Source organism: Erythrobacter sp. HI0063, assembly GCF_001635685.1.
GTDB lineage: Bacteria > Pseudomonadota > Alphaproteobacteria > Sphingomonadales > Sphingomonadaceae > Qipengyuania.
In genome coordinates, this window is record NZ_LWFF01000318.1 from 1 (window position 1) to 12,436 (window position 12,436).

General features: G+C 63.7%; 10 protein-coding genes. 5 read left to right on the forward strand and 5 right to left on the reverse strand.

The window, feature by feature from the left end; all coding sequences use genetic code 11:
- Positions 1-16: 16 nt before the first annotated feature.
- A complete protein-coding gene (locus tag A3736_RS12305) occupies positions 17-1,582 on the forward strand; it encodes a DNA polymerase Y family protein (protein WP_233999376.1) in 1,566 nt (521 codons plus the stop codon).
- Between the two features lie 109 nt (positions 1,583-1,691).
- Here A3736_RS12305 and A3736_RS12310 read toward each other — a convergent pair whose 3' ends face one another.
- Entirely contained in the window at positions 1,692-2,564 is an 873-nt protein-coding gene (locus A3736_RS12310; protein ID WP_067683390.1) for an alpha/beta fold hydrolase, read from the reverse strand.
- A gap of 133 nt (positions 2,565-2,697) precedes the next feature.
- Between A3736_RS12310 and A3736_RS12315 the strand changes: the two genes are divergently transcribed.
- From A3736_RS12315 to A3736_RS12330, 4 genes are all read left to right on the forward strand, one after another.
- The gene (locus A3736_RS12315) at positions 2,698-3,945 is read left to right on the forward strand and encodes a putative DNA modification/repair radical SAM protein (protein ID WP_067683392.1); all 1,248 of its coding nucleotides are present in this window, start codon (positions 2,698-2,700) and stop codon (positions 3,943-3,945) included.
- Positions 3,946-3,968: 23 nt separating this feature from the next.
- Complete coding sequence (locus A3736_RS12320; RefSeq protein WP_067683394.1) at positions 3,969-5,387, forward strand: UdgX family uracil-DNA binding protein; 1,419 nt, start codon at positions 3,969-3,971, stop codon at positions 5,385-5,387.
- Between the two features lie 107 nt (positions 5,388-5,494).
- Positions 5,495-9,106, forward strand: coding sequence for an error-prone DNA polymerase (locus tag A3736_RS12325; protein ID WP_067683395.1), 3,612 nt, complete (start codon positions 5,495-5,497; stop codon positions 9,104-9,106).
- Between the two features lie 2 nt (positions 9,107-9,108).
- Entirely contained in the window at positions 9,109-9,843 is a 735-nt protein-coding gene (locus A3736_RS12330; RefSeq protein WP_067683398.1) for an extensin family protein, read from the forward strand.
- On the opposite strand, the gene A3736_RS12335 is transcribed toward A3736_RS12330, so the two are convergent.
- The 4 genes from A3736_RS12335 to pstB form a co-directional block, all read right to left on the reverse strand.
- Positions 9,840-10,145, reverse strand: coding sequence for a hypothetical protein (locus tag A3736_RS12335; protein ID WP_067683400.1), 306 nt, complete (start codon positions 10,143-10,145; stop codon positions 9,840-9,842). The two genes, A3736_RS12330 and A3736_RS12335, sit on opposite strands and share 4 nt — an antisense overlap.
- 40 nt (positions 10,146-10,185) lie before the next feature.
- The gene (phoB, locus tag A3736_RS12340) at positions 10,186-10,872 is read right to left on the reverse strand and encodes a phosphate regulon transcriptional regulator PhoB (protein ID WP_067683403.1); all 687 of its coding nucleotides are present in this window, start codon (positions 10,870-10,872) and stop codon (positions 10,186-10,188) included.
- Between the two features lie 67 nt (positions 10,873-10,939).
- On the reverse strand, positions 10,940-11,662 hold the full coding sequence (gene phoU, locus A3736_RS12345) for a phosphate signaling complex protein PhoU (protein ID WP_067683406.1): 723 nt from the start codon (positions 11,660-11,662) through the stop codon (positions 10,940-10,942).
- 10 nt (positions 11,663-11,672) lie between these two features.
- Positions 11,673-12,419, reverse strand: coding sequence for a phosphate ABC transporter ATP-binding protein PstB (gene pstB, locus A3736_RS12350; RefSeq protein ID WP_067683447.1), 747 nt, complete (start codon positions 12,417-12,419; stop codon positions 11,673-11,675).
- Positions 12,420-12,436: the final 17 nt, after the last annotated feature.

Genomic DNA, 12,436 nt, shown 5'->3' on the forward strand with positions numbered 1-12,436 from the left:
GGCATGAGCGATGCAAATGGCCCGCCGCATCCTGTCCCTCTGGCTCCCGGCGCTGGCGATGGATCGCTGGCGGCTTGCGCATGAGGATGAGGATAATACCCAGCCGCGCGTCCTGATTGCCGACACAGCGCATGGCCCGCGGATCGAGGCGGTCAATCGCGCCGGAGCCGTGGCGGGCGCGCGCAGGGGCATGATGCTGGCCGATGCGCGCACGCTGTGCCCTGCGCTGCTGACCGCTCCGGCCGATCCGGCGGGCGATCTCGCCTTTCTCGAACATCTTGCCATCTGGGCGATGCACTGGGGACCGTGGTCGGCGATGGATCCGCCCGACGGGTTGCTGGTCGATGTGACCGCCGTGCCCCACCTGTTCGGGGGCGAGGCCAGGCTGATCGAGGATGTCCATGCTGCTTTCGCGCGCCGCAAGCTTGCCCTGCGCAGTGCCATCGCGCCGACTGCCGGGGCGGCATGGGCCCTGGCGCATTACGGACGATCGCAGGCGATTCTCGATCCTTTCCCGGCGCAAGGGGATCGCATCCCCCCGCAACTCGCAGCCCTGCCTGTCGCAGCCTTGCGGCTCGACGAGGATGTCCTCACCGTGCTGCGCCGCCTCGGGATCAAACGTCTGGGCCAGCTGGATGCGATCGAGGAGGACGGGGCGGGGCGCGATGCGATCCAGCGGCGCTTCCGCAACCGCAAATCGCCCGCCGCCAATCCGCTGATCCGGCTCGACCAATTGCTCGGCCGGATACCCGAGCCGCTGCTGCCGGTCGTCCCCCAGCAGGCTCCGCTGGTGCAGCGCAGGCTGATGGAGCCGATCCGCCATCGCACGCTGCTCGACACCGTGCTCGATGATCTGGCGCTCGACATGGCGCGCGAGCTGGAAGGCAAGGCGCTGGGCGCGCGGCGGCTCGAACTCGGTCTATGGCGCGTCGATGGCGAGGTGCTGGTCCGCCGCCTTGAAATGGCCGCGGCGACGCGCGATCCCGCGCATATCTGCCGCCTGTTCGCCGCCCGGCTCGACGATGTGGATGCGGGGTTCGGGATCGAGATGCTGCGCCTGCGCGCCAGCTGGGCCGAGCCGCTGGCTCTGGCGCAGGGCGATATCGAAGCCGCGGCAGAAGCGCACGGCACTTCGCTATCGGCCTGTATCGACCGGCTGAGCGTGAGGCTGGGCGCTGAAAGGATCACTCGCCCGATCCCGTTCGCAAGCCACATTCCCGAACGCGCGCAACGCTGGCGTCCTCCGCTGGACCCCGAACCGGCTTCACAAGGCCTGTTGGCTTTCCATAACAGGCCGATGAAATTGCTGGATAAAGCGGAGAAGATCGCCGTGCTCTACGCCACCCCCGATGGCTATCCCAAGCGTTTTCGCTGGCGCGGGGCAGTGCGCGAAGTGGCGCGGGTGGAAGGACCGGAACGGATCGCGCCCGAATGGTGGCGCGAACGCGGCAACGCGCGCCTGCGCGATTACTACCGGATCGAGGACGGGGCCGGGTGCCGCTACTGGATCTATCGTCAGGGGCTTATCGGCGATGGGCGAGGGGGAATGCCGGACTGGTATTTGCAGGGCCTGTGCGGCTGACGCCACGCCGCCATGCATTCATGACGTCATCGAAAGGTACTGATTCAAAAAAGAAAAGGCGCGCCCCGCAGGACGCGCCTCGTTCTCTGTCACGATCTGTCCGCCAATATCAGGCAGACGCGATCGTTCCACCTTCGGCCGTGGCTCTGCTGCTTCCGGCGCCGCCGAGAAATTCGAGCAGATCGTCGCCCAGACGCTCGGTCTGAGTCGCGAACACGGCATGCGGTTCGCCGTCATATTCGATCAGCGTTGCGCTCGGCACCTTTTCGGCGACCTGGCGTCCGGTGGCATCGATCGGCACGGTCTGGTCCTTGGTCCCGTGGATTACCAGCGTGGGCACATTGAAGCTGGCGAGGTCGGGACGGAAATCGGTGTTGGCGAACGCGCCTGCCGATTGCAGCGTCGCATACTGGCTCGCCATCATCGTCGTCATCCAGGCCCAGTGCTTCTCCTCGTCATGCACCTTGGTGGACAGCACGCCATCGCCGTAGAAATCCTTGAAGAAGCCCGTGAAGAAGTGGCGAAATTCGGTCTTCATCCCCTTGGTCATTTCGTCCAGCGTGGATTGCGGCACGCCGTCGGGATTATCGTCGGTCTTGAGCATATAGGGAACGACGGAGCTGACCAGCACCGCCGCGCTCACGCCCTTGCCCTGGTGACGCGACATGTAGCGCGCGATCTCGCCGCCACCCATGGAAAAGCCGACCAGAGCGACATCGTCGCTCGCGCCGACCTCCTTCATCACATCGGCGAGATCGTCGGAGAAGGTATCGTAATCGTAGCCCTTGGGCGCATGATCGGAATGGCCGAAACCGCGCCGGTCATAGGCGATCGCACGATAGCCGTTTTCGGCCAGCTTCATCATGATCGGATCCCAGCTATCGGCCGAAAGCGGCCAGCCATGGATCAGGATCACGGGGCGGCCTTCGCCAAGTTCCTTGTAGCGCAGGCGCGTTCCATCACGAGTGATGAGGTTGGGCATTCATCGTCTCCTTGAAAGGGGGGATATGGTGAACCAACCCACCGGAGGGCCCGCGCGTTCCGTAAGTTACGAAATCGGCGCTTTTTTCCTGCGAGGGCTAGGCAAGGCCTTCAGCAGAACATATATAGAACAGATGGCTTCGCAGACCGTCCTCGAAAAGCTCGCGATTCTCGCCGATGCGGCGAAATACGATGCGTCCTGCGCGTCGTCCGGCACGGCGAAGAAGAACTCGCTGGGATCGGCCAAGGGGATCGGATCGACCGAGGGGATGGGCATCTGTCACGCCTATGCGCCGGACGGGCGCTGCATTTCGCTGCTCAAGATCCTGCTGACCAATCACTGCGTGTTCGACTGCCATTATTGCGTCAACCGCAAGAGCTCGAACGTGGCACGGGCGCGCTTCACGCCGCAGGAGGTGGTGGACCTGACGCTGGCCTTCTATCGCCGCAATTACATCGAAGGGCTGTTCCTCTCGTCGGGCATCGTGAAGAACTCCGATCATACGATGGAACAGATCGTAGAAGTCGCGCGCATCCTTCGGGAAGAGCACGATTTTCGCGGCTATATCCATTTGAAGACCATTCCGGAAGCGGATGCCGAGATCGTCCACCGCGCGGGGCTTTACGCCGATCGCGTCTCGATCAATGTCGAATTGCCGACCGATAGCGGCCTCACTCGCCTGGCGCCCGACAAGGACGCCCGCCAGATCGAAGGGGCGATGGGAAGGGTGAAGGCCGATCTGGTCGAGGCGAAGGATGCGAGGAAGCGCTTCCGCCACGCGCCGCGCTTCGCGCCCGCGGGCCAGTCGACGCAGATGATCGTGGGCGCCGATGCCGCGACCGATGCGGACATCGTCGGCAAGGCGAGCAGGCTCTACGACAATTTCCGCCTGCGTCGGGTCTATTACAGCGCGTTCAGCCCGATCCCCGATGCGAGCGCGGTGCTGCCCCTGAAGCGTCCGCCACTGATCCGCGAACATCGCCTGTATCAGTCAGACTGGCTGATGCGATTCTACGGCTACAAGCCGACAGAGGTGATGCAGGCGACCGAGGCGGACGGGAATTTGCCGCTCGATATCGATCCCAAGCTCGCCTGGGCATTGAAATTCCGCGACAGTTTCCCGGTCGATGTCAATCGTGCGACCAAGGAACAGCTTTTGCGCGTGCCGGGGCTGGGGGTGAAGGCGGTCCACAAAATCCTCGCCAGCCGCCGCCACCGCACCCTGCGCCTGGACGATGTGGCGCGGCTCACCCAGTCGATCACTAAGGTGCGTCCGTTCATCTGTACGGTGGATTGGCGTCCTACTCTGCTGACCGACCGCGCCGACCTCAGGACCATGCTCGCTCCCAAGACCGAGCAGCTCGAACTGTTCGCGGCATGAGAGAGGCGCGATCGCTCCAGTCCATGAAGCTCGGCACATATTACGTGGTCGAGCTGCCCGAGCCGGACGATTTCGAATTCTGGCGCGAGCGGGCGCGGTCGCTGATCCAGTGCGACGTGCCGCCCGATCGGATCGCCTGGATCGAACCGGGAAGTAGTGGCGATCTGTTCGCGCATGGCGAGAGGCGCGCGCCCGTACCGCCCGGCGATGCGCCTGCGGTGCGTGCCAATCGCCGCTTCGTACCCCTTGCGAAGAACGCCGCGCTCCATTCCGATCCCGAACGCTTCGCCTTGCTCTATCGCCTGCTGTGGCGGCTTCAGGCGAACCCGCGCATGATGGAGGACAAGGCCGATCCCGATGTGCGCCGGATCGAAGAGCTCGACAAGAATGTCCGGCGCGACAGCCACAAGATGCACGCCTTCGTCCGCTTCCGCCTGGTGGAGAACGAGGAAACGGATGGCGAGCACTACGTCGCCTGGTTCGAGCCCGAGCATCATATCCTGCGCGCCAATGCGGGCTTCTTCATGCGTCGTTTCGCCAATATGCGCTGGTCCATCCTGACGCCGCAGGGCAGCCTCCACTGGGACGGCGAGACCATGCGCGAAGGCCCGCCCGCCGAACGCGTCGACGCGCCGGGCGGCGATCCGATGGAGGATTTGTGGCGCACCTATTACGCATCCATCTTCAACCCCGCGCGTTTGAAGGTCGGGGCCATGCTCAAGGAAATGCCCCGCAAATATTGGAAGAACATGCCCGAAGCCGCGCTCATTCCCGAGCTGGTGGCGGGCGCGCAGAAGCGGGAGAGCGCGATGGTCGATGCCGGAGCTCTGGAATTCGAAGAACGGCCCGAGACGCTGGCAGCGATCGACAAGGCGATCCACGCATGCCGAAAATGTCCGATCGGTGCGCTCGAAAACCAGGCGGTGATGGGCGAGGGACCGCAGGATGCCGCTCTCATGATAGTCGGCGAACAGCCGGGCGATCAGGAAGATCAGGCCGGGCGGCCCTTCGTCGGGCCTGCAGGGCAATTGCTCGACGTCCATCTTGAGAAAGCGGGGATCGACCGAAAGGCGAGCTACGTCACCAACACGGTCAAGCATTTCAAATACGTTCAGCGCGGCAAGCGGCGGCTCCATCAGTCTCCGGCTGCGAAGGAGATCGATACCTGCCGCTGGTGGATCGAAAGCGAGCGCGCGATCGTGCAACCGAAACTCGTGCTCGCCATGGGTGCCAGCGCGGCGCGCGGAATGCTCGGCAAGACGGTCAGCATTTCCAAGGCACGCGGCGCGCCGATCGCGCTGGAAGAGGGGTGCGAGCTGTGGATCACCGCGCACCCCTCTTATCTGCTGCGCCTCGAAGGCCCGGCGCGTGAGGAACAGGCGCGCCTGTTCGACGCCGATCTAGTCGCGGTGAAGGAGCGGTTGGAGGAGCTGAGCGGGTGATCGACATGCATGTCTTCGTCATCCCCGCGAAGGCGGGGGTCCAGAGCGGAGCCGCCGAGCTTGCAGCTGGATTCCCGCCTTCGCGGGAATGACGGCCGGGCAGGCACATGCCCGAAAACGATCTCCAAATACCCCGGCGCAGGATCGAGCTCGGCCCCGATTCTGTCGATGCGCCGCCACGCGCGCCTTTCGTGGAGCTTGGGCTGGTGAGCTGCTTTAGCTTCCTTCGCGGCGCGTCGGATGCGGTGGATATCGTCAAGCGGGCCTGGGAGCTTGGCTACGATGCGATCGGGATCGCCGATGCCAATACGATGGCTGGCGTGGTGCGTATCCATACCGAAGCGAAAACGCTGAAATTAAAGCCGGTTATCGGTTGCAGGATAGAAACGGTCGAAGGCTTGGCCTTCCTCGCCTACCCCGAAAACCGCGCTGCCTATGGGCGGGTGTGCCGCTTGATCAGCGCAGGCCGGATGGCGACGCTGGATGGCGAATGGCAGGCGAAGGGGGCCTGCGAGATCAGCCTGGCCATGCTCGCCGATCACAGCGAGGACGTCCACCTCGTCCTCATACCGCCGCGCGATCTGGACGAGCGTTTCACCATCGCAGTACCGAACAATGTGGTTCCGTTTCGGTCGGGAATACTCGGTGAGACCTCGCCACCGTTTCGCAATATAACCAAGCCTTTCGAACAGCTTGTCGGTCACATCGCAGACCGTCTCCCGACCCTGCGTCATATCGCCGCCAGCTATCTCCACTCCGGCGACGATGTCGTACGGATCGAAAGGCTCGACGCGCTGGCAAAGGCGAATGGCCTGTCCATCCTGGCGACCAACGATGTGCATTACGCCACGCCCGACAGACGCCCGCTGCAAGACGTGATGACGGCGATCCGGCACAAGACCACCGTCGCCGCCGCCGGTCATCTGCTGCACGGGAATGCCGAACGCTATCTCAAATCGCCCGAAACCATGCTCCGCCTGTTCGAACGCTGGCCCCATGCAATTGCGGCCACGCGCGCAGTGGCGGATTCATGCGAGTTCTCGCTGGACGATCTAAGCTACGAGTATCCCGAGGAAATCTACCCTGACGGCATGACGCCACAGGAATTTCTCGAAAGCGAGACCTGGTGGGGGGCGGAAGATCGCTATCCATCCGGTGTGCCTGACCATATCGCGGAGACGCTGGAGCGCGAATTGGCGCTGATCGCCAAGCTCGACCTCGCGCGCTATTTCCTCACCATCAAGGATATCGTCGATTTCGCGCGCTACGGGGTCGATCCGCCGATCCTGTGTCAGGGGCGGGGCAGCGCGGCCAATTCGGCGGTCTGCTATTGCCTCGGCATCACCAATGTCGATCCCGCCAAGCACCAGTTGCTGTTCGACCGCTTCATTTCCGAAGAGCGCAAGGAGCCGCCCGATATCGATGTCGATTTCGAGCACGAGCGCCGCGAAGAGGTGATCCAGTACCTTTACAGGCGGTACGGCCGCCACCGCGCCGGATTGTGCGCCACGGTGATCCATTTCCGCCCGCGCATGGCGATCCGCGAGGTCGGCAAGGCGATGGGCCTGACCGAGGATGTCACCGCCGCGCTCGCGAAGACCGTCTGGGGCGGATGGGGCAAGGAGATCAGCGAACGCCACGCCCAGGAAACCGGCATGGACGTGACTGACCCTCACTTGAAGCGGGTTCTTAAACTGACCGAGCAGATGATTGGCATGCCACGCCATTTGTCGCAGCATGTCGGGGGCTTCATTCTGACCGACAACGCGCTGACCGAGACGGTGCCGATCGGCAATGGCGCCATGCCCGAGCGCAGCTTCATCGAATGGGATAAGGACGATATCGAAGCGCTCGGTATCCTCAAGGTGGACGTGCTGGCGCTGGGGATGCTGACCTGTATCAGGAAGTGCCTCGATCTGCTTGAAAACCATCACGAAAGATGTCTCGATCTGGCCAGCGTCCCGCGCGAGGATCCCGAGACTTACGCCATGCTGCGCAAGGGGGATTCGCTCGGCGTGTTCCAGGTGGAGAGCCGCGCGCAGATGAACATGCTGCCGCGCCTGCGCCCGCGCGAATTCTACGATCTCGTGATCCAGGTCGCGATCGTGCGGCCCGGCCCGATCCAGGGGGACATGGTCCATCCTTATCTGAAGCGCCGCCGGGGGGCGGAACAGGTCGTCATCCCCGCGCCGAGCCCCGAACACGGCCCGCCCGACGAATTGTCCAGCATTCTCGAACGCACACTCGGCGTCCCGATCTTTCAGGAACAGGCGATGAAGATCGCGCTCGACGCGGCGAAATTTTCGAGCCTCGAGGCCAACCGTTTGCGCAAGGCGATGGCGACCTTCCGCAGCCGGGGCATGGTGGACGAATTGCAGGACATGATGGTGGAGCGTATGGTGAAGCGCGGCTACGATCGCGAATTCGCCCAGCGCTGCTTCAACCAGATCAGGGGCTTCGGCGAATACGGTTTTCCGGAAAGCCACGCGGCCAGCTTCGCGCATCTCGTCTATGTCAGCAGCTGGCTGAAATGCCATTTTCCGGCCGCCTTCGGATGCGCGCTGCTCAATTCGCAGCCGATGGGCTTCTATGCGCCGGCCCAGATCGTGCGCGATGCGGCGGAGCATGGCGTGCGCGTGTTGGCGGCAGATGTGAATCTGTCGGACTGGGACTGCACTTTGGAAGACACGGCATCCCAGCGAGAGCGGGAATTGAGTGTCGCGAAGTCGGACACGGCTGATGACGAGGTAATGGGGAGGGCGGACCGCCATATCGCCCTGCGCCTGGGCCTGCGCCAGATCGACGGCCTGCCCGAGGCGATGGCGGCGCGGATCGTGGCCGAGCGGGTCGAGAACGGCCCCTATCGCGATGTTGCCGAATTGCGCGACCGGGCGAAGATCGGGCCTGCTTATATCGAGCGGCTCGCATCCGCGGACTGTTTCGGGTCGCTGGGGCTGTCGCGGCGTCAGGCATTGTGGGACGCGCGCAGCCTGATCGGCGCGCCCGATCTGCCGCTGTTCGCCCATGCCGCCGCGCGCGACGAGGGGGCGGAGACGCGGCGCACCGCGCTTCCCGTGATGCCGCTGAGCGAAGAGGTCGTCGCCGATTACCAGACCACGCGATTGAGCCTGAAGGCGCATCCGATGGCCTTCCTGCGCGCCGGCCTCGCCGAGCGGGGCTTCGTACGCGCCTGCGACCTGCGCGCCCGCAAGTTTCGCTCCATGGTCCATGTCGCAGGCGTGGTCCTGATCCGCCAGCGGCCGGGTAGCGCGAAGGGGGTGTGCTTCATCACGCTGGAGGACGAGACGGGCGTCATCAATCTGGTCGTCTGGCCCGACTTGAAGGAGAAGCAGCGGCGTGTGGTGATGGGCGCGCGGCTGATGGAGGTGCGGGGCCGCGTCGAATATGACGACGAGGTGATCCACGTGATCGCGCACCATATGAGCGACTCCACGGACGAGCTGCACAAGCTGTCCGACGACATGCTGAACGCCCCCGTCGCGCGCGCCGATCATGTCAGCAATCCGCTGCCGTCCTCGTTCTCGGCAAAATCCAACCCGCGCGACGACCTTCGCGAAGGCGCCGACGATCCCTACCAGCCCGTCGAACCGTGGGAGGAACCGCCCGCCGGCAATCGCGAATGCGGATTCCACGGGCCGCAATCGGGCGGGCATCCGCGCAATGTCAGGATCATTCCCAAATCCCGCGACTTTCATTGACGATGGCGGGAAAAAGCACATCCATCTCCACCCGGATCGGCCGTTTCGCCGGCGATCGCCGCGTAATCGGCCTGTTGCTGGTGCTGGCCGCTCTGATCGGCGGGCGAGCCTGGCTGGCGGAGCATCCCGAACACGATCCGTGGGCGCCCCTCGATCTGCGCGATCCGCCGGGCTGGGCGACGATGGCGAAATTGCAGGCCCTTCGCGACGATGTGACCGCCTGCCGCGCAGTGCTGGAGCGGTCCGACGTGGCGTTCACCGCACTCGATGCGCAGGGGGAGGGCAATTGCGCGCGGCCCGATCGGACCCGGCTCGACGCCTATCCGCTCTCGCCCGCTAGTCCGCCTACGACGTGCCCGGTGGGGATCGCGCTGGAGATCTGGCGCACCGACACCCTGGAGCCTGCCGCCAGAGACATCTTCGCTAGCGATTTGCAAAGAATAGAGCACCTTGGTGCCTATTCCTGCCGACGCCTCTATGGCCGAGACAGCGGCGCGTGGAGCGAGCATGCGACTGGAAACGCGATCGATATCGCCGCTTTCGTGCTGGAAGACGGCACGCGGATCAGCCTGCTCGGCGATTGGGAGGGCGAGAACGACAAAGCGCGTTTCCTGCGCCGCGCGCGGGACGGGGCCTGCAAGGCCTTTGCAACGACCTTGAGCCCGGATTACAACGCCGCCCACGCCGATCATTTCCATCTCGACATGAGCCCGCGCTGGTCGGGCGTCTGCCGCTAGCTTTCTTCGCGCAGTTTTTCGTAAGCCAGGCGGGCGGCGCGCGCTTCGGCGCACATGTCTCCGCTATTGGCGCAGTGCCGCTCGAGCAATTCGACATTGCGCTTCTGTTCGCCCAGATAATAGGGATCCGAACGCAGGCTCGGCGAATAAACCTCTCGCCTGTCGCTCTCGGGGATCGAAGCAGTTGATGCGGGCGCCGTATCGCCACTATCGCCAAGAGAGGTCACTGCCATACCCGCGCCGAATGCCGCGACGAGTGCGAACAAGGTCACGATGGAGCGGGAAGACAAGAACCTGCGCATGACGACAGCCTAGCGCCGTTCGCCGAAACGCAAAAGCGCGTCACCCTTCCAGCGAATAGCCGGCCGAGCGCACGGTGCGGATCGGGTCTTTCGTACCCGGCATTTCGATCGCCTTGCGCAGACGGCGGATGTGGACGTCAACCGTGCGCAGCTCGATATCGCTGCTCGTGCCCCAGACGCCGTCGAGCAGCTGGCTGCGGCTAAACACGCGGCCAGGGCTTTCCATGAAGAATTTGAGCAGGCGATATTCGGTGGGCCCCAGCTTCAGCACCTCGCCCCGGCGCACGATCTTGTGCGCGACGGGATCGAGCACGATGTCGCCCACCTCGATCGTTTCGCCTGCCAGAGCCGGGCGGATACGGCGCATGACCGCGCCGACCCGCGCCAGCAATTCGCGCGGGCTGAAGGGTTTGGTCAGATAATCGTCCGCCCCGGTGTCGAGCCCGCGAATGCGATCGTCCTCCGCCTCGCGCGCGGTCAACATGATGATGGGGACGTGGGCGGTCGACTTGTCGCGACGCAGGCGGCGGCAGACCTCGATCCCGCTGGTGCCTTCGATCATCCAGTCGAGAATGACGAGATCCGGCGTGTCCTCCGCGGCGAGGATCAGCGCCTCGTCCCCATCGGCAGTGGCGCGGACCGAATATCCTTCATTGCTGAAACGATATTCGAGCAGTTCCAGCAGCGCCGGATCGTCTTCGACAAGCAGCAGTTTCGCTTTGTTCACGTCGCCTGACCGTCCCGTAGTTTGTGCGTTCGTCATTCTGATATGACGCCCACACTACAGGAATGTGTCAACGATCTCCGCCATCCGCATTTTCAGCACTGCGATTGTCTTCGTCCTGGCTGTCGTCGTCGTGATAGTAGAATCCGGTGGCGGCGAAGTGGACCATTTCCGCGACATTGGTCGCATGATCGCCGATCCGTTCGAGATTACGCGCCACGAACAGCAATTGGGCGGCGTTGCTGATCGTCGCCGGATTTTCGACCATGTGGCTGACCAGATTGCGGAAAATCGAATTGTAGAAGGCGTCGACCTTGGCGTCGGTCTCGATGACCTCCTTGGCCAGCTCCGCATCGCGCGCCGCATAGGCGGTCAGAACGTCATGGACCATTTCGGCGGCGACTTCGGCCATGGCGGGGAGCAGCGTCAGCGGTTCGAACTTCTTGCGATTCTCCGCCTCGATTTCGCGGCTCGCCTTGGCGATGTTCTTGGAATAATCGCCGATCCGCTCGACCACGCCCGCGATCTTGAGCGCGGCGATGACTTCGCGCAGATCGTCCGCCATCGGCGCGCGCAGCGCGATCACGCGGATCGCCAGCTTGTCGATCTCGCTTTCGAGCGCGTCGATGCGCTTGTCGCCCTTGATGACCTGCTTGGCGAGCGTGTCGTCGCCCTTGACCAAGGCTTCGAGCGAGCGCTGGATGGCGACTTCGGCGAGCCCGCCCATTTCGGCGATCAGGCCGCGCAGGCGGGTGATGTCCTCGTCGAAGGCCTTTACAGTGTGTTCCTGCATAAATTCGTCCTCAGCCGTAACGGCCGGTTATGTAATCCTGGGTCCGCTGTTCGAGCGGATTGGTGAATATGTCAGAAGTACGACCATACTCCACCATCTTTCCCAAGTGGAAGAAGGCAGTGCGCTGGCTGACGCGGGCGGCCTGCTGCATGGAGTGCGTGACGATGACGATCGCGTAGCGTCCCGAAAGGTCGGCGATCAGCTCTTCGATCTTGGCGGTCGCGATCGGGTCGAGCGCGGAACACGGCTCGTCCATCAGGATCACTTCGGGATCGACTGCGATGGCGCGCGCGATGCACAGGCGCTGCTGCTGGCCGCCCGAAAGCGCGGTGCCGCTGTCGGTCAGGCGATCCTTCACCTCTTCCCACAGGCCGGCGCGGCGAAGCGATTTTTCGACGATGGCGTCGAGCTCATCCTTGCCTTCCGCAAAGCCGTGGATCTTGGGGCCGTAGGCGATGTTTTCGTAGATCGATTTCGGGAAGGGATTGGGCTTTTGGAAGACCATCCCGACCCGTGCGCGCAATTGCACGACGTCGAGCTTGGGATTGTAGATGTTCTCGCCGTCCAGCGTGATGTCGCCCTCCACGCGCGCAGCGGGGATGGTGTCGTTCATCCGGTTCAGGCAGCGCAGGAAGGTCGATTTGCCGCAGCCCGACGGGCCGATGAAGGCCGTGACGTATTTCTGCGGAATATCGATCGAAACCGAATCGATCGCCTGTTTCGAGCCGTAGAACACGTTCACGTCATGCGCGCGCATTTTGGCTTCGGTGGCTT